The sequence below is a fragment of the Vibrio sp. RM-41-2B genome (assembly GCF_024744415.1).
Lineage (GTDB): Bacteria > Pseudomonadota > Gammaproteobacteria > Enterobacterales > Vibrionaceae > Vibrio > Vibrio diabolicus.
Genome location: NZ_JAMQWD010000006.1, coordinates 317,211 through 339,082, shown reverse-complemented (window position 1 = coordinate 339,082; position 21,872 = coordinate 317,211). Strand labels below are relative to the sequence as shown.

The following is a 21,872-nucleotide window of genomic DNA, read 5'->3' as shown; positions in this document are numbered from 1 at the left end:
TTATCTCCGTTTGTAGTTTTGTTCTTCCCTAGCCATGTTTCAGATAGAGGCAGCAAGCAAAGGCCTGTATTCAGAGGGAAGTGAAATATGAAACTGATTACATTATTAGATTAGGCGCAAATAACTTTCACGCCATGTTGTTCAATCTGTATTTTGTGTTCTTGCTGAATATCAGCATCCGTCACTAGCACATCAATTTGATGCCAAGCGAGCTCTAAATTCGGGATCTTACGACCGATTTTTTCCGATTCGATCATGACGATCACTTCGCGCGACACTTCCGCCATCACCTTACTCAAACCAACCAATTCATTAAACGTTGTGGTGCCGCGTTCGAGATCGATGCCATCCGCACCGATAAATAGCTGGTCAAAATCGTAAGCTCGTAATACAGATTCGGCTACTTTGCCTTGAAAAGATTCTGAGTGCGTATCCCAAGTCCCGCCAGTCATCAGCAGTGTTGGTTCGCTCTCTAATTCATTAAGGGCGTTAGCAACATGCAACGAGTTGGTCATGACAACTAAGCCACGTTTGTCATTCAACTGTTGAATCAACGCAGCCGTAGTACTGCCACTGTCGATCACTATGCGATTATGGTCTCGAATCAGTGATGCCGCTGCTTTTGCCAAGTTTAGCTTTCGAGTCGAAACATTAGCGCTCAATTCTTCGTGAATGACTTCGGTTGGGATAGCAATCGCACCGCCGTAGCGGCGTAGAAGTTGGCCATTTTTCTCTAAAGAAGCTAAATCCTTTCTAATCGTGACCTCTGAGGTTTCGAATTTCTGAGCGAGTTCGTCAACGCTGACTTCTCCTAGCTCAGAAACCAAGTTAGAAATGGCGTGTCTTCTTAGTTGAGTGTTTCGTTTCGACATTTACGTTTTGAACTTAAGTTTCGATGTGAAACTTATTATAGTCAAACCGAAACTTTTAAGTCCATTTATTTCGATCCAAAAAATTAATATTTCTCGATAAAACCTTGTCCTAAGACAATTCTTAAACAGTGATATTGGATTCATTCAGTGGTAGAATTCGCCACCGAAAAGAAAAAAAATTACAGAATTGAAGGCTATTTTTTTGCAACTTTCTGCATATAAAGTGGGATTAGTCACAAAAAGGTAACCAAAATCGCCGATCTTTTAGTCATAAAATGACTAAACTTGGTGAAAGACTTTCAGAATCTGAAGTACTGATAATGAGGCGAAAAATCGGTGGGTGACAGGCACTAAATGTCATCAATAACGCCCTAACTTCAGAGTAAACAACCGACTTTCAAATTGTAACTATACTTACCGGAGAGTATCTTCCATGAAAAAGACCAAAATCGTATGTACGATTGGCCCTAAAACTGAATCTGTAGAGAAGCTAACTGAGCTAGTGAACGCAGGCATGAACGTAATGCGTCTTAACTTCTCTCACGGTGACTACGAAGAACACGGCACTCGTATCGCGAACTTCCGTAAAGTAATGGAAGCTACTGGCAAACCACTAGCAATTCTTCTAGATACTAAAGGTCCAGAAATCCGCACTATTAAGCTAGAAGGCGGTAACGACGTTGATCTAGTAGCTGGTCAAGAATTCACTTTCACAACTGACACTTCAGTTGTAGGTAACAAAGATAAAGTTGCAGTAACTTACGCAGGTTTCGCAGCAGACCTAAACGTAGGTAACACTATCCTAGTCGACGACGGTCTAATCGAGATGGAAGTTATCTCTAAGACTGAAACAGAAGTTAAATGTAAAGTACTTAACAACGGTGCACTAGGCGAGAACAAAGGTGTGAACCTTCCTGGCGTTTCTGTAAACCTACCTGCTCTATCTGAAAAAGATAAGAACGACCTTAAGTTCGGTTGTGAGCAAGGCGTTGACTTCGTAGCAGCTTCTTTCATCCGTAAAGCTTCTGACGTTCAAGAAATCCGTGAAGTTCTAGCGGCAAACGGCGGCGAGAACATCCACATCATCTCTAAGATCGAAAACCAAGAAGGTGTTGATAACTTCGACGAGATCCTAGAGCTTTCTGACGGCATCATGGTTGCTCGTGGTGACCTAGGTGTTGAAATCCCAGCTGAAGAAGTAATCTTCGCTCAGAAAATGATGATCGAGAAGTGTAACCGTGCACGTAAGATGGTTATCACTGCAACTCAAATGCTTGATTCTATGATCAACAACCCACGTCCTACTCGTGCGGAAGCAGGCGACGTTGCTAACGCAGTAATGGACGGTACTGACGCAGTAATGCTTTCTGGTGAAACAGCGAAAGGTAAGTACCCAGTTGAAGCGGTAACTATCATGGCTCAAATCGCGAACCGTACTGATTCAGCGCTAAAAGCTGAGCTAGGTTCTCGTCTAGACAGCCCACGTCTACGTATCACTGAAGCAGTATGTAAAGGCGCAGTAGACACAGCTGAGAAACTGGCTGCTCCACTTATCGTTGTTGCAACTGAAGGTGGTAAATCTGCACGTTCAGTACGTAAATACTTCCCAACTGCAAACATCCTAGCACTAACAACAAACAAGAAAACAGCAGCACAACTTGTTCTAACTAAAGGTGTGACGCCAGTTGTTGTTGATTCTATCGAAAGCACTGACGCATTCTACGTAGCAGGTAAAGAGCTTGCTCTAGAATCTGGTCTAGGTAACAAAGGCGACATCGTAGTGATGGTTTCTGGTGCTCTAGTCGCTTCAGGTACTACGAACACAGCTTCTGTACACGTACTATAAGACTGAACTTTTCATACTTCAGTTGATTGATAAAGAGGGCTTATGCCCTCTTTTTTTATATGGCTTTCTTGCTCTAATAATAGCCTAACTGTATCATTCACCATGCGCAGAATTTCGTACTGTTTAATTTTGTCGTCACGATTAAAATTTCTATGAGGTGTATGTGTCCAGTCCCACTCTTACCGACAAAGTATCAAAAATGATCCGTCAGGATATTCTCGATGGCGTGCTTAAACCGGGTCAAAAACTCGTGGTTGCGGAACTCAAAGAGAAGTACAACGTAGGAGCGTCACCCATTCGCGAAGCTTTGGTGCTGTTATCGTGGAGCAAATACGTCAAACTTGAGCCGCAAAAAGGCTGCTGGGTTGCACCTGTATGTAAAGATGAGTTGAATGACTTGTACGAGAGCCTACAAGTGGTCTCTGCATGCCTACTAAATAAAGCAATTGTGATTGGCGATGAAAATTGGGAACTGGACGTCCTAACCGCTTATCACAAGTTATCCCGCTCTAAATCTGGCGAAAGCTTTTGCTGGAAGGAATGGGAAGAACGCCATAATCAGTTTCTTACTGCGCTGTTTGAAGGCGCTGGCTCTGCCAATATGTTTGGGTTTTTCCGCGATCTACTCACGCAAATTAAGCGTTACCAATATTTTGCTATGCAAATGTTAGGTACTGGAAACCCAGGGCACTGTAATATCGATGAGCAAGAAATGCTGATGAAGACGTCGTTAGATAAAAAGAGCCAGGATGCTTTAGGTTATCTAGAGCGTTATTTGAGACAGTCAATGCAGTGTATCGAAGCGGCCATCGACAACCAATATCGCATACTGGCTAGCGAATAACGCTGAGGCTAAAATAAGCATAAAAATCGGGGTCTATCCCCGATTTTTTGTTTTTGAAAAAGAGCTAAGCAATATCATCGAAACTATGACATAGTGATACGCAGTTACGCCCTGCACTTTTGGATTCATACAAGGCAATATCAGCACATTTATAAGTGCGCGTGCGATCGGAGGTTAAATCACTATACCCGGCGCTAACGGTAATAGCTCTATCACTGCGCAGTTGAACCGCCACACGTAACCGGTTCAATACAACTTCTGCTTCTTCGAGCGTGGTGTGCGGCATGATCACCGCAAACTCCTCACCACCGACACGAGACACAAAGTCAGTACTGCGCACCTCTTTAAGAAGAGTCTCAGCGACACTGCAAATCACTTTGTCCCCTTCATCGTGCCCAAGTTCATCGTTAATGCGCTTAAAGTGGTCAATATCAAACAACGCCAAACATGCAGGGGGACCGTCAGGATAACGCTCAATAATCCCGGCATATTGCGCTAATTGCTCTTCAAATTTTCGACGGTTCCACAAGCCCGTCAAACCATCTTTTTCACTGAGGTTGCGTAGCTTTTCTTCCAGCTCTTTTTGCTCGGATATATCCACCAGCGACGTGATGTAATAGCTTACTTTACCTGACTTGGTTAAGTTTGCCTGAATGCGCATAATGGCGGTAAATACGTGATTAAACTTGGTTCGACAACGAACCTCACCTTCCCAAACGTGCTCGTTCGCAAGCTTATTCCAAATATTGAGGGTCGACTCGAGATCTTCCGGTAAGAAAATTAGATTATGCGCATTCCAGCCTTGAGTATGCTTGGTAGAATAGCCCATCATGTTTTCAAATTCTTGGTTCACCATAATGATTCGATGCGACGCATCTGAGATCATCACCGCAGTCATGCCATCAAGTGCAGCCCGAGCTAACTTCGATTCCATACTATGACGTCGATAGTGCAGGGCTAGCGCGGTCGTTGGTAAAGTAAAACCAAACACCAAACTTAATACAAAAAACGCTTCTTGGATTAAGTCATCAATATCTCGCTGAGATCGAGATAGTAATTGCTCATTGGTAAGATCAATAACCAGATGAAGTGGTTCACTAGAAACAAATTGGATCGTGCTATACGCAATCAAATTCGAGCCGTTGTACTCATAGCCCGAAACTTCGGAGATCATCGTGCGCCAAATGTTGGGGTACATCCGGCCAAAATTAAATTGAGAACGAGCTGGGATAATATTGCCGTACAAGCGTGATGACTTAGGACTAGCGATATAAAAGCCATCACTTTTAATTAACTCAATATGAAAATCCCGCACCGGTGAGTAGTTGAGTCGAGAAGATAAATACTCAATATCAACATTAAGAACAAGATACCCTTCGCGTTTCCCATTGAGGGAAATCGGCATCAGAATACGCAATGAAGGGCTATAAGGGTAAACAAGCTCACCATTTTCCCGCTCCAGTTCAATCCCCCACGACGCAATTTCATCATTACCTAAACCTTGCGCGTAATGAAAATAATCCCGCTCTGACTTGTCATGTAATTTGAGGGCAGGTGCAGCGATACCCGTTTTGAAATCGTAATTAATCCGTGCTTTTTCCTGACCGGTAACATCAAGAAAACGAATTTGTTTATATAGCTTTTGGTTGATCGCAACCGAGATCCACATATCTTCTAAGATAGAAAGGTTGACTCGGTTCGGCTGACGTAGATAGTCGTAAAGACTTTGGCTGTGACCGAGAAGATCGCTGATCGTCTCAATTTGATCCTGAATATTGTTGTATTCGCGACCAGTATAAGCCAGTTGGTGTAATGCTTCTTGAGCGGTATTCTCAACGTTACTCTCTAATAACGTCAGATATTTCTGATAATAGTAAACTGCAGTGAGCGCACTAAAAAATAGTGCTGTCGCCAACAATGTGCCGACTCGCTTGGGTATTTTCACGCGTTTACTGCCTATAATGCTTACTAAAACGACAATTATATCATTAATTGTTATTTTCTAAACAAAAAGCCACTTAGATTAAGTGGCTTTTCTATATGCAGTTAGATGGCTAAGGTTTGAGTGCGCGCTCACCTCGGGCAATGCCCACTACCCCACTACGAGCAACTTCGACGACTTCAGTTACTTCAGATATCGCTTGAATGAAGGCATCCAACTTTTCACTCGTGCCCGCAAGTTGTACCGTGTATTGAGCAGCAGTGACATCCACGATCTGGCCACGGAAGATGTCTGCCGTCCGTTTCACTTCTGCTCGCGCAAAACCGCTGGCTTTCACTTTCACCATCATCAGTTCACGCTCGATGTGCTCATACTCGGTGACTTCTTGTACTTTCAGCACATCGATCAATTTGTGTAACTGCTTCTGAATTTGCTCCAACTGCATCTCATCAGACGTCGTGGTAATGTTCATTCGCGAAAGCGTTTCATCATCTGTCGGTGATACCGTCAAAGATTCAATGTTGTAACCACGTTGAGAGAACAAACCAACAACACGAGACAACGCACCCGGTTGGTTTTCCAATAGCAGTGAAATAATGTGTCTCATATTAAGTTCTCTCCGTTTTGCTTAGCCACATTTTATCCATACCCTCACCTTTGATTTGCATCGGGTATACGTGTTCGGTTTCGTCTACGTTGATGTCCACAAACACCAGACGATCTTTCATATCCAACGCTTTTTGTAGCCCTTCTTCGAGCTGATCAGGCGTTTCGATACGAATACCGACGTGACCATAAGCTTCTGCAATCGCTGCAAAATCAGGAACAGAACTCATGTAAGAATTTGAGTGACGACCTTGATAAATAATGTCTTGCCACTGCTTTACCATGCCTAAGAATCGGTTGTTTAAATTGATGATCTTCACTGGAATGTCGTATTGCATCGCTGTCGAAAGCTCTTGGATATTCATTTGAATACTGCCATCGCCCGTAACAACCACGACTTCTTCTTGTGGCATAGCAAACTTAACACCCATACCAGCCGGAAGGCCAAATCCCATAGTGCCCAATCCACCCGAGTTGATCCAACGGCGTGGTTTGTTAAATGGGTAGTAAAGTGCTGCAAACATCTGGTGCTGACCCACATCAGAAGCAACATACGCATCACCATTGGTCAGCTTGTGCAAGGTTTCAATCACTTGCTGTGGTTTAATTCGCTCTGGTGACTTCTCATAAGCCAAACAGTTGCGGTCACGCCACACCTGAATGTCATCCCACCATGCGGTGATGGCATCTTCATCATTCCCACCTTCTTGCTCTGCCAGCAGGCCAAGCATGGTTGTAAGCACTTTTTCCGCAGAGCCTACGATAGGTAAATCCACCTTCACGTTTTTCGAGATCGATGATGGATCGATATCAATATGCATGACTTTTGCGTTTGGGCAGTATTTTTCAAGATTGTTCGTCGTGCGGTCATCAAAACGCACACCGATACCAAAAATAAGATCCGCTTCATGCATCGCCATATTGGCTTCGTAAGTACCGTGCATACCCAGCATGCCCAGTGAGTTTTTGTGCGTCCCAGGAAATGCGCCTAGTCCCATCAACGTACTGACTACTGGAAGGTTCAGCTTGTCGGAGAGCTCTAAAATATGTTCATGAGCGCCAGAAATCACAGCACCACCACCGATATAAAGCACTGGTTTTTTCGCTTCTAACAGCGATTTAAGCGCTTTTTTAATCTGGCCTTTATGACCCGACGTCGTCGGCTTGTAAGAACGCATTGAAAGCGTTTCTGGGTATTGGTAAGGCAGTTTGATTTGCGGATTCATTACATCTTTCGGCAAGTCAATCACTACTGGACCAGGTCTACCTGTGGTCGCGATATAAAACGCTTTCTTGATCGTTTCAGGAATATCTTCCGCTTTTTTCACTAAAAAGCTGTGTTTGACCACTGGGCGAGAGACACCAACGATGTCACATTCTTGGAAAGCATCATTACCAATTAGGCTATTAGGTACGTTACCCGAGATAACGATCATTGGGATGGAGTCCATATAAGCCGTGGCAATACCAGTAATGGTATTGGTCGCGCCCGGACCTGAACATACCAGTACGACACCCGGTTTACCGGTAGCGCGAGCGTAACCATCTGCCATATGAGTGGCGGCTTGCTCATGCCTTACAAGTACGTGTTTGATTTGATCGGTTTTGGCATGCAGTGCATCGTAGATATCTAAAACGGAGCCACCTGGGTAGCCAAAGATCTGCTCTACGTGCTCTTCTATCAGAGATTGAACCACCATCTCTGCGCCTGACAACATTGCTGTCATAATTGCTCTCCTTAGCCAGTTTCCTCACCGTAAGGTCAACGGATTGGTCTGGTTTTACATAGTCTAGGTCTTATTCGTAGCCTAATCGAAATACTTCCACGTTTTCGGCTATGTCTTGCGTTCGTCATAACATCCCGCAAGGTTACCCAACAAATGTAACGTTTTATTATCAACGGGTCTAATGAGAGATTGGTCTACTTTTTAAACAAGATGCTAGTAATTAGAATGTTAGTAGGAATAGCAGCCACACATACCTCATTTCACAGTACAACCTAAAAATTTAACGTTCAAAAAAAGAACATTATTTCAGAACCTTTTAAGTATAGGGTGCTAAATAGCTGTATTTGGTGCGCAAAATAGAAAGAATCAACACAAACAAAAATCCCCAGTAATGCGCAATCACATCACTGGAGATATTTTCATCAATATAAAATCTAAGTCAGCTTAAGTTACTTTTTATCCGACTTTTCCTTATACATTTCTTCAATTTCATCTTGGTATTTGTCATTGATGACTTTACGACGCAGTTTTTGAGTTGGCGTTAACTCACCATCATCCATAGAGAAAGCTCTTGGTAACAGTTTAAACTTCTTCACCTGTTCAAACTTTGCCAACTCTTTTTGGAGATCGTTAACACGCTTTTCAAGCATTTCGACCACTTGGTGATGCTTAATCAATTCAACGCGATCGTGATACTTGATATTCAGCTCTTTCGCATACTCTTCAAGAGAATCAAAACACGGCACAATCAGCGCCGAGACAAACTTACGCGTGTCCGCGATAACCGCGATTTGCTCGATGAAGTGGTCTTTACCAATCGCACCTTCAATCATTTGTGGAGCGATGTATTTACCACCTGAAGTTTTCATCAACTCTTTGATACGATCAGTGATGAACAGGTTGCCATTTTCATCAATGTAACCCGCATCGCCAGTTTTTAGGAAACCGTGCTCGTCAAAGGTCTTTTCGGTCTCTTCTGGCATTTTGTAATAGCCACGCATCACCATTGGACCACGCACGAGAATCTCGTTGTTCTCACCGATCTTCACTTGCGCGCCAGGCATCGACATACCAATAGAGTCTGGATTAAAGCACTTATCATCCCAACACGATACTGTCGCCGTGGTTTCAGTCATGCCGTAACCTAACTTCACATTGATACCAATCGCGTGGAAGAATCGGCCTATGGTTTCATCTAACTTTGCACCGCCACACGGCATAAAGTTGATTTGTCCACCAAGTAACGCACGCAGCTTGCTCAGAACCAATTTATCCGCCAGGGCATATGACTTGCGCAGCATGAGAGATGGCTGACGTTTTTCTTGATGACAAGCGGCCATTTTTGCGCCCATGTTCACAGCCCAAGTAAACATGATCTTGCGATGAATTGGCGCGCGAGACACTTTCTCGTGAATCGCAGAGAAGATCTTCTCATAGAAACGCGGCACGGCACACATCACGGTAGGTTGCACTTGGCTCAGTGCATCACGTACCTGCATGGTGTCTTGCAAATAGCAGTTGGTCGCCCCTTTGTACAACACATAAAAGGTCCAAGCGCGTTCAAATACGTGTGACAGCGGAAGGAAACACAGTGACACATCACTTTGAGAAAGGCTCAAGCGTTGATCGTGCCCTTCCAATTGCGCCGCAATGTTTGCGTAATCTAGCATTACACCTTTCGGTTGACCTGTGGTACCAGAGGTGTAAATCAGCGTGAGTAGATCATCTTCCTTTGCTTGCTCTAAACGTGCGTCCAATTCAACTTGGTATGTAGTATCGCCTTTGGCGACAAATGCTTGCCAAGAGATAACGAAATCATGCTCGCCAAGTTCGATATCATCAGACATTGCAACAATGAGCTCTAACTGCTCGCACTGGTCGAAAATGCTCACTGCTGCGTCAAATTGTGGCTGCTCACCAACAAACAGCACTTTGACGTCTGCGTTGTCAATGATGTACGCCGACTGAGCGGCGGTATTGGTTGGGTAAATAGGTACTGTTACGCCGCGTAGTTGTAGCGCTGCAATATCAGCAATCGTCCATTGCGGCATGTTGTTCGAGAAAATGCCGATTTTATCTTGGACTCCTAATCCCTGAGCCAAAAGTGCAAGTGATAAAGCATCAACTTGCTGACCAAATTGCGTCCACGTAATACCTTGCCATTCCTCACCCACTTTATGCTTGAGCGCAACGCGTGTACCACCGTTCGCAATTTGTTCACGAATACGTTTAACGATATGAAAATCTAACTTGGCCATTCTTTTACTTACCTTTTGGCTTACAGGCGTAAGCTAATTGAGCGAACAAGTGTACTCACGGCTTGCTAAAACGCAACTGACCAGTATCAAACTTATCACTAATAAGAGACAACTATCACTTATACGTCGCGAACATACCCAAAACTGCTGAATGATTACTCTATTTAACTTACTGTTTCGATTGTTGATTGCTAAAACAAAAAGCCCCGAGAGACAAAAATCTCTCGGGGACCAATGAATTGTAAAAATTGATGATTACCAATATGGTCTTAACCGATAAGACCAAACGTCATCTTATTTTGCGGCAACCACTTCACCACAAGTGATCATCAGTTGATCGCGCAGCCAAATGTGGCCTTTATCTTTTTCACTTGATTCATGCCAGCTTAAGAAGCCGCTGATTTCCTTGTTTGCAAATGGGAAGTCTAGAATTTGCAGCTGATCGCTGTTTACCGCATTTTCTGCCATCCAACGTGGCGCGATAGTCACAAGCTCAGATTGACCTACCACATATAGTAGGTTGCTTAGACTAGAGCCTTCGTACGCGGCTTGGCAATCCAGTTCACGATATGCTTGTTCTGAGAAGCTGCGTTGACCGTGCACTTTCGATAACTTCGCATGTTTTTCGTTAAGCAGTTGCTCGGCCGTTACACCACCTTGAATGCGTGGGTGTGTTTTTGACGCGATAACCACTAATTCATCTTTGAAGATTTCAGTACTTGAGAAACCTTGCTCATCAAAGCGAGCATAATCGATCACGAAATCAATTTCTTGATAGCGCATACGCTCAGACAACAGACGGTCAAATTCTGCATCTAGGTGAAGCTGAACGTTTGGTGCTTGTTGATTCACTTTTGCCATGATCTTCGGAGCAAAACGCATGTCACAAGGACTGCAAATCGCCAGCTTAAATAAGCGAGTCGAAGATTCTGGTTGGAATACGGAGCTAGGAAGTTCATTACGAATCAGCTGTAGTGCTTGGCGAATAGGGCCAAACAGTTGACGTGCTCGTTGCGTAGGCTGAATACCACGACCTTGGCGCATGAATAGCTCGTCGTTAAACATCACTTTTAAGCGTGCCACGGCATTACTTACTGCCGGCTGAGACATACCTAAGTTATGTGCTGCACGAGTAATATTTTGCTCTTGCATCACAGCATCAAATACAGTCAGTAGGTTTAAATCTACACCACGCAAAGTGCTTTCCATACGGTAGCTAGCAATTGCGCTCATCGCATCTTTCTTCTCTAACATTGAGTGCGCCTCTTTTGTAATCGTCAACTTTGTTCATTAAATTCATAACGAATAGAATCCCATCTCGCACAAAAGACGGCGGCTGGATTCGAATCATTTTACGAATAGATAACCTAACTTTTTATTATATTTGCTGTCCGGATACTTCCGGCTCGAACTGTACTATCAACTAATCGATTGCGGTTTCGCAACTAGATTGATATTTAATCAGTAAATTTTAGCCAATTAGGTATTTATTCGTTAAATAACAATAACTTGATAAAAACATAAAAAACTATAAAACACGTAAAAACGCATTCTTTGAGGAAGTATTTAGCAAATTGATGAGACGGATGGTCACCACACGCATGCATTTACCTCAGTTATTAGTCGAGAGCAAACCAACAGATGACGACTATATCTCTGAGTGAAATTTGCACTTATCAGTCAAATTATCAGCAAATACACATTGAATAGAAATGAAAGAGAGAGAATAAAAATGCAGCCTTCTAGATTGAAAGGCTGCAACAAAATCGTGTCAAAAATAGGAAGGAACAATGTACTTAGAACAACGTACTTAAATGTTCGACACGTAACTTGGGAAATCAACTTGCTCCCACAACTGTTTGGATAACTCCGCTTGTGAATCCCACGCGCCTTGCAATACCCAATGAACAATGGCCTGAGCAACATCTGGGTATTTCACACTTTCGGCTTGCTGCTCCTTTAGCCACTGGCGTACTGCGGGAATGTCTAAGCTCTCCATCGACATCGCAAGTCCTAAGTCTTCTAAGGTCGCGACATTGCTTTGTTGCTCAAACTGACCTGCGAGTGGCTTAAGCAATAATTTTTTCCCTAGAGACAGAGCTTCCGAAGGGAGCTCGAATCCCCCATTGGCAATGACACCACTACAGCGATGTAAATGATGCTGAAAGTTGCTGTGGCATAAAGGGCGTAATTCTATGTTTTCCACTTGCTCACATTCGATCACATCGGGGTGATAACAGATGAACGCTTGCTGGTTAAAATGGAACAGCAAATCCGAGATGTCTTCAATGGATTCGAACGGTAGGTAAATCAAAACAAAATCGTCATTTTCCGCTTGGCTATCGACGGTATGTACAATCGGCGGTAACAAAGGCTGGTCAAAATGATGCCAATGCAAACCAAGGTGGTGTTGAGAAGGCGCAAAGTATTCAATGACGGATTTGTCTAACCAACTCGCTCCCTTTAACGGCACTGGATAACGGAAAGCATTTTGGTGACTGATACCAATCGACGGCTTATTTTGTTGTTTTGCGGCCCATGCCGTAACAGGCTCGAAATCATTGAGCACGAGATCATAGGACGACAAATCAAGCTGTTTAACTTCTTTGCAAAATTGCACCAAATTGTTACTCAATGCTGTTTTCGCATAGTTCACTGAACCTTTTTCAGTGATAAAGGTGAAGCCTCGGCGAGTCTGATAATCGCCAAACGCTTCCATTGAAAAGTACTTTTCAGGCGCTCGTCCAGAAAACAAAAAATCGACCTCAACATCGTGCTCTTTAAACGCATGACTCATCGCCCTCGCACGCGCAATATGTCCGTTTCCTGTACCTTGAACACCGTATAAGATTTTCATCAATTAGCCTCCCAGCATCGCAATCGCTAATCCACCACAAAGGCTACCTAGCAGTGCACCAATGATGACATCGGTAAAAAAGTGCACCCCCAATAAGATTCGCGCAGTTCCGATTAAACTTGCCCAAAAGAATGCAGCAACGCCTAGGCTCGGATAGAAATGATCAATCAGCGTCGCCATGACAAACGCAGCAGCGGTATGTCCTGAAGGAAGGCTATAGCGATCAGAGGGGGTAATAAAAGCAGGAAGGAGTGCACTGAGTTCTTCAGGGCGACGACGCTTAAAACTGTTTTTCAGCGTCCAATAAATTGGCAACTCGATGGCAAAAGCAAGTAAACCCGCCAGTAAAAACCAAACTCCTTGCTCCTTATCTAAATACCAAGCTAATAAACCTAGCACCAAGTACAGATGTCCGTCACCACTGTGGGAGACTCCTTTGCTGATGTTGGCAACTTGCTGATTAAAACGGTGCTTAAGACAAACACTAGAGAGCGCTAAATCAAACTTAGCAATGGTTGCAATTGGCTGTGTAATTGTCTCTATGGTTCGCATGTGGCCTTTCCTTACTTTGACAACGCCGTTGTGTGAAAAGTAGGAGGTTTAGGTGACAACTGCATGACGGGAGTTTGGACAATTAATGACAAATGCCAAATTAGAGTGTGCCCAATAATCTATCTATTGAGCACAATCATAGGAGAGGGCTATTAAGAAGGGTTTGCTTGCTGCGGTTGAGGCGTATCGATGTACCAGACTTTTCTCTTCTTACGACAGGCGCGCAAAGAGCCCATCGTCATGTCGCCATCTTTTGTCAGCTCGTAGCTAAGGAAGCGGCAAGTGTAATTTCCTGACAGTTCATGCTCGATGCCCGTTTGCTCAGTTGTGCTCGAAGCAGACTCTAAAAGAGGATTAGGCTGTGTAGAAAGAATGTCACGATTTACCACATTGCTGCGCGCATAATCCTTATGGACGTAACCTTTTATCACGCCTTTCTGTTCAACGAGAAACCAAGGTTGGTCCACCACTTTTGCCAACACATTAAAAACTGCCCCTTTCGATAACACGCCAAGCTTTTCTCCTTCTAGGCTCGGCTTGGATCGCAGGTTTAATGTGGTCTTAGAGCGATATGAGACATCCATAAACTCAACTGGGTTTGAGGTATCCACACCGTCAGCTGTTGGTCGGAAGACTTCCGCTTGTTGTTTCTCACTAGGTTGCACTCGGATCTTCCACCACGAATAGGTTTCCGGATCTTTGCCTTTAAATTTATCTCGACTGTCCGACTCAAGAGCAACGAGCATTTGATTCAAAAACGATTCACGTCCCTCGTAGCTCAAGAATCGATCCATTTGATCATTAATCACCATGACACTCTGAGAGTGATCATTAATAACAACAGGGGAAATCTCTGCCATATAGGTTTGAGATTGAAACAGCTGACAACCCGATAAGCTGACCAGAGTAAATACTGCGGCTGAACGTCCAAATTGTTTTGCTAACCTCATTATTCCTTAACCCTTCTTTTTACCTAGTGCAACTGCACTACTATAAATGGTCATTCAAAACTTTTGCCAAACAATTCGGGCCTTTGTGTGACAAGTCGCAATCCCAATGTTTGTTTTGGTAATGAAACGTCGCAAACTTGATGAGAACTTGCCTCTTCTAGCACGTTTCTATCGCACCATGCAGTTTCACTTAGCGCATCATTTTTCTCGAGTAAATGAAAAGACTCATCCGATATGAATAAAAAATCGACTTTAGGGTTGACGCGCTCCATGGAGTGCGGTACTAATTTGTTAACTTAATTATGTGGAAAGCTTAACAACTATGTCAGCTCATTTTTCTATTCTGCTTAGCCTCCTCCTGATCGTGACCAGTTCGCGCGGGTAGGCTGTGGAAGAAAAATAACCACACCAATTTCTAAGAACCCGCATGAGAATGCGGGTTTTTTTATATCTAAATACTGGAAGTAAACGATTAACTTGCACGTAAAGTGCAGAAATCAGGAAGGAAGCAAACATGAACGATCAGGTCATTATATTCGACACCACATTGCGTGATGGCGAGCAAGCGTTGTCAGCAAGCTTGACGGTTAAAGAAAAACTGCAAATTGCCTATGCGCTGGAAAGACTCGGCGTTGATGTTATCGAAGCTGGCTTCCCAATCTCTTCACCTGGTGATTTCGAGTCGGTACAAACCATTGCAAAAAACATCAAAAACAGTCGAGTTTGTGCCCTTTCGCGTGCCGTTGCGAAAGATATTGATGCCGCCGCTGAAGCATTAAAAGTGGCCGACCAATTCCGTATTCACACGTTTTTAGCCACTTCCACCATTCACGTAGAAGACAAACTACGCCGCAGCTACGACGATGTACTTGAAATGGCGGTCAACGCCGTTAAACATGCGCGTAACTACACCGATGATGTCGAGTTTTCTTGTGAAGATGCAGGTCGTACTCCTATCGACAACCTATGTCGCATGGTAGAAGCTGCCATCAATGCAGGTGCGAGCACAATCAACATTCCAGATACCGTTGGCTACACAGTACCAAGCGAGTTTGGTGGCATTATTCAAACCCTTTTCAACCGCGTTCCAAACATTGATAAAGCGATCATCTCCGTTCACTGTCACGACGACTTAGGGATGTCAGTTGCCAACTCTATTGCCGCCGTTCAAGCCGGCGCACGTCAGATAGAAGGCACCATCAATGGCATTGGTGAGCGAGCGGGTAACTGTTCTCTTGAAGAGATCGCAATGATCATCAAGACGCGTCAAGAGTTCTTGGGGGTTCACACTGGCATCAAACATGATGAAATTCACCGCACCAGTAAATTGGTGAGCCAGTTATGCAACATGCCAATTCAGAGCAACAAAGCGATTGTGGGCGCGAATGCCTTTAGCCACTCTTCAGGTATCCACCAGGATGGCATGTTAAAGAATAAGAATACCTACGAAATCATGACCCCTGAGTCGATTGGCCTTAAAAACCAAGCACTAAACTTAACCAGCCGTAGTGGTCGCGCAGCCGTGAAGAGCCACATGGACACCATGGGATACAACGAGGACGAGTACAACCTAGACGCTCTATACGCGGACTTCTTGAAACTTGCCGACCGCAAAGGCCAAGTGTTCGATTACGATCTAGAGGCCCTAATGCACTTCTCGAACCTGCGTGAAGAAGATGACTTCTACAAACTGAACTACCTAAGCGTGCAATCGGGCAGCGTAATGGCCACCACCAGCATCAAAATGCAATGTGGCGATGAAGAAATGTGTGAAGCGGCAGTCGGTAATGGCCCAGTTGATGCGCTATACCAATGTATCTACCGCGTGACAGGCTACGACATCGTACTGGATAAATTCGACCTAACCGCGAAAGGCGAAGGTGAAGATGGTTTGGGTCAAGCTGACATCATTGCCAACTACAAAGGTCGTAAATACCACGGCACGGGCGTTTCTACCGATATCGTTGAAGCTTCCGGTCAAGCACTATTGCACGTTATTAATAGCATCCACCGTGCAGACAAAATCGAAGAAATGAAGCAGAAAAAGATTGCGACTGTGTAATAACAACTGGGCTACACGGCTCAGGAAAGAACACGCTCGTTGAAATAATTAAGCTCAAAATTAGAAAACTTAAAGGATTAACATGACAGACAAATCGTACAAAATTGCCGTCCTACCCGGTGACGGCATTGGCCAGGAAGTAATGGCGCAGGCACATAAAGTATTGGATGCAATCGAAAAGAAACATGGTATTGCGTTTGAGCGTGACGAGCATGATGTCGGTGGTATCGCGATCGACAATCACGGTTGCCCACTTCCAGAGAGCACAATAAAAGCATGTGAAGAGTCTGATGCAGTCCTATTCGGCTCGGTTGGCGGCCCTAAGTGGGAGCACTTACCACCAAACGACCAACCTGAACGCGGTGCCCTACTTCCACTACGCAAACACTTCCAACTGTTCTGTAACTTACGTCCAGCGCAAATTCACTCAGGTCTTGAAGCTTTCTCACCGCTACGTGCAGACATCTCGGGTCGCGGCTTTGACATCGTGGTAGTCCGTGAACTGACGGGTGGTATCTACTTCGGCCAACCGAAAGGTCGTGAAGGTGAAGGCGCAACAGAAAAAGCATTTGATACTGAGGTGTACCACCGCTTTGAGATCGAACGTATTGCAAAAATCGCTTTTGAGTCTGCTCGTCTACGTCGCAAGAAAGTGTGCTCTATCGACAAAGCGAACGTTCTACAAAGCTCTATCTTATGGCGTGAAGTAGTCGAAGAAATCGCAAAAGATTACCCAGATGTCGAGCTATCACACATGTACATCGACAACGCAACCATGCAGCTTATCAAAGACCCAGCTCAGTTCGACGTCATGCTATGTTCAAACATCTTCGGCGACATCATTTCTGATGAGTGCGCAATGATCACTGGCTCAATGGGTATGCTGCCTTCAGCAAGCCTTAACGAAAGTAAGTTCGGTCTGTACGAGCCAGCAGGCGGCAGCGCACCAGATATCGCAGGTAAGAACATCGCCAACCCAGTAGCACAAATCCTATCGGCAGCACTGATGTTACGTTATAGCCTTGGCGAAGAAGCCGCAGCACAAGACATCGAAGCAGCGGTGTCGAAAGCACTTTCAGCTGGCGAGCTAACAGGCGACCTTGCAGGCAACAACCCGGCACTTACAACATCAGAGATGGGCGATAAGATCGCTGAGTACATCTTAAACTCGTAATACAGAACAAATTCATAATAAATACTAAATCCTCTATCCACCAATGACTTACCTCTAAGTCATTGGTGCTAAAACAAAGCAACAAGGATAACGAGGAAAGGAAGCAAACAATGGGCAAAACACTATACGAAAAAGTCTACGACGCACACGTTGCCGTCGCAGCAGAAGGGGAAAACCCTATCTTGTACATCGACCGTCACTTGGTACATGAAGTGACGTCTCCGCAAGCATTTGACGGCTTGCGTGAAAAAGGTCGCAAAGTGCGTCAGGTCAGCAAAACTTTTGCCACTATGGACCACAACGTTTCGACAACCACCAAAGATATCAACGCATCCGGTGAGATGGCGCGTATCCAGATGGAAACGCTATCAAAAAACTGTGAAGAGTTTGGCGTTACGCTTTACGACATCAACCATAAATACCAAGGTATTGTGCACGTTATGGGCCCAGAACTTGGTATTACCCTACCGGGCATGACGATTGTTTGTGGTGACTCGCACACGGCTACACACGGTGCATTTGGCTCGCTAGCATTTGGTATTGGTACCTCTGAAGTTGAGCACGTATTAGCAACTCAAACGCTAAAACAAGCGCGCGCTAAAACGATGAAGATCGAAGTGAAAGGCAAAGTGGCTCCGGGCATCACGGCGAAAGATATCGTGCTAGCCATCATCGGTGAAACCACAGCAGCAGGCGGTACAGGCTACGTAGTTGAATTCTGTGGTGAAGCGATCACAGACCTTTCAATGGAAGGCCGCATGACCGTATGTAACATGGCAATTGAGCTAGGTGCGAAAGCCGGTTTGATTGCGCCAGATGAAACCACGTTCGAATACATCAAAGGCCGTAAATTCTCACCTCAAGGTGCCGACTTTGATGCAGCAGTAGAATACTGGAAGACATTAAAAACGGACCATGATGCTCAGTTTGATGCGGTCGTGACACTAAACGCAGCGGATATCAAACCACAAGTCACTTGGGGTACTAACCCAGGCCAGGTTATCGCGGTAGACCAACCGATCCCTGCACCAGAAAGCTTTGCTGACCCAGTAGAAAAAGCCTCTGCAGAAAAAGCGTTGGCTTACATGGGCCTAGAGGCAGGCAAGTCATTGTCGGATTACAACGTCGATAAAGTCTTCGTTGGTTCTTGTACTAACTCACGTATCGAAGACATGCGCGCAGCCGCAGAAGTGGCGAAAGGTCGCAAAGTCGCGTCTCACGTTCAAGCGCTAATCGTTCCTGGCTCTGAGCAAGTAAAAGCGCAGGCGGAAGCAGAAGGCCTAGATGTCATCTTTAAAGAGGCGGGCTTTGAGTGGCGCCTACCAGGTTGCTCGATGTGTCTAGCAATGAACAACGACCGTTTGGGTCCACATGAACGTTGTGCGTCTACTTCAAACCGTAACTTTGAAGGCCGTCAAGGTCGTGATGGCCGTACCCACCTAGTGAGCCCTGCGATGGCAGCGGCGGCAGCAATTGCTGGTCACTTTGTAGATATTCGTGAACTAGACTAAGGAGCAAACAAATGTCAGGCTTTAAACAACACACAGGCTTAGTTGTTCCTCTAGATGCAGCGAACGTTGATACTGATGCCATCATTCCAAAGCAGTTCCTACAAAAGGTCTCTCGCCTAGGTTTCGGTAAGCACCTATTCCATGACTGGCGCTTCCTAGATGATGCTGGCGAACAACCGAACCCAGAGTTCGTGATGAACGCTCCGCGCTACCAAGGCGCGTCTATCTTGCTGGCTCGTGAAAACTTCGGCTGTGGCTCATCTCGCGAGCACGCACCGTGGGCACTGGCGGATTACGGCATAAAAGCGATGATCGCACCAAGCTTTGCCGATATCTTTTACGGCAACTCGATCAACAACCAAATGGTGCCAGTTCGTTTGACTGAACAAGAAGTGGATGAAATCTTCCAGTTTGTTGAGGCAAATGAAGGTGCAGAAGTCGAGGTCGACCTAGAAGCGAATGTGGTTCGTGCCAACGGCAAAGAGTATGGTTTTGAAATCGATTCGTTCCGTCGTCACTGCTTACTAAACGGTTTGGACAACATTGGCCTAACCCTTCAGTACGAAGATAAGATTGCTGAGTACGAAGCGAATATCCCAAGCTTCTTAAGCTAATTAAAATCGCAATTTAAACAAACAAAAGGTTGGCTTATGTCAGCCTTTTTTCTTTTATTTTCATTGCCTCAAGAAAGAAACTTCGCCTTATGCAGGTCTAGACTATCAATAAGGTTTTAACCCAAAGGTATCTCTATGAAGCGTCTGTTATTGCTATTGTGTGCTCTGGTTTCTTTCTCGGCGTTCGCTGCTCCTAAATCTGACTTGTGGCCGTATTGGCAACAATCGAATCAGGCCAACCAAACACACATTTCCCACCAGGAATGGCAACAACTGCTCGATACTTATTTAGTTGAACAAGGCGAGAATACCTTGTTTCGTTACAGCCAAGTCACCTCGGCCGATAAAACCAAGCTGAAACAATACATCCAGCGTTTGGCAAAACTCAACCCTCTACAATACAACCAAGCAGAGCAATACGCCTACTGGGTAAACCTTTACAACGCCATCACGGTAGATCTTATTTTGGATAACTATCCCGTCGAATCCATCACCAAGCTAGGTGGTTTATTTAGCTTTGGGCCTTGGGGAGACGATGTGGTCGTGGTCAACGGGAAGGATCTAACTTTAAACGATATTGAACATCGAATTTTGCGTCCAATTTGGAATGACCCAAGAACGCACTACGCCGTAAATTGTGCAAGTTTGGGATGCCCTAACCTACAAGCTCAAGCATTCACTGCCGAAAACACTGAAGCCTTACTTGAAAGTGCTGCCAGAACGTTTATTAACAGCAACAAAGGCGTATCCATTCAAGGAAACACGGCACAGCTGTCTTCCATTTATGATTGGTTTGCAGCGGACTTTGGTGGAGAAAAACAAGTCTTCAACCACATCGCGAAGTACGCGCCACAGTACAAAGACTTCTCTGGAAAAGTGAAGTACGAATACGATTGGAGTTTGAATCAAACTGACTAATTTATCGCCACCTTTCAGCTTGCAACGCTTTTGGTCACCCGTAACCCAAAAGCTAAAAAGGGCACCAAGTGCCCTTTTAACTTTCTAGATTTTGACAAAATCACTTAAAGCCTTTGACCTTTTTAATCAGATCGTAAGCGTTTTGAATCTCTTGAGATTTTTCTTTCGCTACGTTCATCATCTCTGGTGGTAGACCTTTAGCCATCAATTTGTCTGGGTGATGCTCGTTCATCAGTTTACGATAAGCACGCTTGACGGTTTTACTGTCGGCATCTGAAGACACATCCAGAATTTTGTACGCGTCAGCCAGTTGATCCGCTTGTGAAGCTTGTTGCCAGCTACCACCAGAAGATTGGCCTTGATGCTGACCATGGAAACCACCTTGGCTTTGGAAACGGAATGCGGCTTCTTGCATTTGCAAGCGACGCTCTAATTGCTCAGAAGAGAAACCCAAACCACGTGCAATCTTGTGTAGTACATTTCGTTCACTCGGGTGGATTGAGCCATCTGCAAAGGCCGCCGAGATTTGTAATTCAAGGAAAAATTGCAACAAGTCAAAGCGGCCTGCTGTCGAAATTTTCACACGAACAAGAACGTCTTCTAACGGAAAGTCACTGTCTTTACCTTCACGAAACGCATCTTGCGCAGCGCGGCGCTGTTCGCCATGCAAATTCATGCGATCCATCATGGCAGAAGCCAGTTGGATTTCCTCTTTGGTGACTTGGCCTTTCGCTTTTGCCACATGTCCCATTACCGCAAACGCCGCTTTAAAAAATTCTTCTTGGCGCTGAGCTTGGCTCGGCCCTTTTCCAAAGCCGCCAGTAGAGAACCCGGCTTGACTCAAGCGACGTGCTTTATCGAATTGATGGCCAATAAATAAGCCAAAGAGTAAACCTAGCGGCCCGCCAAGTAACAAGCCAAAAAAGGCACCCAGAATTTTGCCAAAAATATGCATTATGTGTTCTCTATCAATGAATTTTTATCGACGACGGCGGTCTTATAGTGCCGGATGCAACGATTTCCTTTATGATAATGGAATTAGTTTTATTTCGGCTAGGCCATTTCGCCTGCTTATCTTTGCAGCTATTTTGTCGTCATTATGCCACAGTGAATCAATACGCTGGGATAAATGCGACTAT

Annotated in this window: 17 protein-coding genes; 7 read left to right on the top strand and 10 right to left on the bottom strand. The window is 44.8% G+C overall.

Going from position 1 to position 21,872, the window contains the following annotated elements; all coding sequences use genetic code 11:
* Positions 1-110: 110 nt before the first annotated feature.
* On the bottom strand, positions 111-872 hold the full coding sequence (locus tag NB463_RS06710) for a DeoR/GlpR family DNA-binding transcription regulator (RefSeq protein ID WP_005392240.1): 762 nt from the start codon (positions 870-872) through the stop codon (positions 111-113).
* Between the two features lie 433 nt (positions 873-1,305).
* On the opposite strand from NB463_RS06710, the gene pykF reads away from it, so the two are divergent.
* Positions 1,306-2,718 (top strand): pyruvate kinase PykF, encoded by a 1,413-nt coding sequence (gene pykF, locus NB463_RS06705; RefSeq protein ID WP_005392243.1) that lies wholly within the window; start codon positions 1,306-1,308, stop codon positions 2,716-2,718.
* Between the two features lie 157 nt (positions 2,719-2,875).
* Positions 2,876-3,562, top strand: a complete 687-nt coding sequence (locus NB463_RS06700; protein ID WP_145473263.1) for a GntR family transcriptional regulator — start codon at positions 2,876-2,878, stop codon at positions 3,560-3,562.
* A gap of 64 nt (positions 3,563-3,626) precedes the next feature.
* Here the strand turns inward: NB463_RS06700 and NB463_RS06695 are convergent, their stop codons facing one another.
* From NB463_RS06695 to NB463_RS06660, 8 genes are all read right to left on the bottom strand, one after another.
* Positions 3,627-5,507, bottom strand: a complete 1,881-nt coding sequence (locus NB463_RS06695) for a sensor domain-containing diguanylate cyclase (protein ID WP_258432498.1) — start codon at positions 5,505-5,507, stop codon at positions 3,627-3,629.
* A gap of 109 nt (positions 5,508-5,616) precedes the next feature.
* Complete coding sequence (gene ilvN / locus NB463_RS06690) at positions 5,617-6,111, bottom strand: acetolactate synthase small subunit (RefSeq protein ID WP_005392253.1); 495 nt, start codon at positions 6,109-6,111, stop codon at positions 5,617-5,619.
* A gap of 1 nt (position 6,112) precedes the next feature.
* A complete protein-coding gene (locus NB463_RS06685; protein ID WP_005392255.1) occupies positions 6,113-7,837 on the bottom strand; it encodes an acetolactate synthase 3 large subunit in 1,725 nt (574 codons plus the stop codon).
* Positions 7,838-8,286: 449 nt separating this feature from the next.
* Entirely contained in the window at positions 8,287-10,095 is a 1,809-nt protein-coding gene (locus NB463_RS06680) for an AMP-dependent synthetase/ligase (RefSeq protein ID WP_124007415.1), read from the bottom strand.
* 294 nt (positions 10,096-10,389) lie between these two features.
* Complete coding sequence (gene calR, locus NB463_RS06675; RefSeq protein WP_005379693.1) at positions 10,390-11,349, bottom strand: LysR family transcriptional regulator CalR; 960 nt, start codon at positions 11,347-11,349, stop codon at positions 10,390-10,392.
* 556 nt (positions 11,350-11,905) lie between these two features.
* Positions 11,906-12,952 carry an MJ1255/VC2487 family glycosyltransferase gene (locus NB463_RS06670; protein WP_258432499.1) on the bottom strand — a complete coding sequence of 349 codons (1,047 nt, stop codon included), beginning with the start codon at positions 12,950-12,952 and terminating at the stop codon, positions 11,906-11,908.
* Positions 12,953-12,955: 3 nt separating this feature from the next.
* Complete coding sequence (locus NB463_RS06665) at positions 12,956-13,504, bottom strand: phosphatase PAP2 family protein (protein WP_005379690.1); 549 nt, start codon at positions 13,502-13,504, stop codon at positions 12,956-12,958.
* A gap of 152 nt (positions 13,505-13,656) precedes the next feature.
* Positions 13,657-14,454, bottom strand: coding sequence for an SH3 domain-containing protein (locus NB463_RS06660; RefSeq protein WP_258432500.1), 798 nt, complete (start codon positions 14,452-14,454; stop codon positions 13,657-13,659).
* A 514-nt stretch (positions 14,455-14,968) separates the two neighbouring features.
* Between NB463_RS06660 and leuA the strand changes: the two genes are divergently transcribed.
* From leuA to NB463_RS06635, 5 genes are all read left to right on the top strand, one after another.
* Positions 14,969-16,516 (top strand): 2-isopropylmalate synthase, encoded by a 1,548-nt coding sequence (gene leuA, locus NB463_RS06655; RefSeq protein WP_006742733.1) that lies wholly within the window; start codon positions 14,969-14,971, stop codon positions 16,514-16,516.
* Positions 16,517-16,598: 82 nt separating this feature from the next.
* Entirely contained in the window at positions 16,599-17,690 is a 1,092-nt protein-coding gene (leuB, locus tag NB463_RS06650; protein ID WP_258432501.1) for a 3-isopropylmalate dehydrogenase, read from the top strand.
* Between the two features lie 110 nt (positions 17,691-17,800).
* On the top strand, positions 17,801-19,201 hold the full coding sequence (gene leuC / locus NB463_RS06645; RefSeq protein WP_109168754.1) for a 3-isopropylmalate dehydratase large subunit: 1,401 nt from the start codon (positions 17,801-17,803) through the stop codon (positions 19,199-19,201).
* 11 nt (positions 19,202-19,212) lie between these two features.
* A complete protein-coding gene (gene leuD / locus NB463_RS06640; RefSeq protein WP_258432502.1) occupies positions 19,213-19,815 on the top strand; it encodes a 3-isopropylmalate dehydratase small subunit in 603 nt (200 codons plus the stop codon).
* Positions 19,816-19,950: 135 nt separating this feature from the next.
* Entirely contained in the window at positions 19,951-20,733 is a 783-nt protein-coding gene (locus NB463_RS06635; protein ID WP_258432503.1) for a DUF547 domain-containing protein, read from the top strand.
* A 100-nt stretch (positions 20,734-20,833) separates the two neighbouring features.
* Here NB463_RS06635 and djlA read toward each other — a convergent pair whose 3' ends face one another.
* A complete protein-coding gene (gene djlA, locus NB463_RS06630; protein WP_005383076.1) occupies positions 20,834-21,688 on the bottom strand; it encodes a co-chaperone DjlA in 855 nt (284 codons plus the stop codon).
* Between the last annotated feature and the right edge of the window lie 184 nt (positions 21,689-21,872).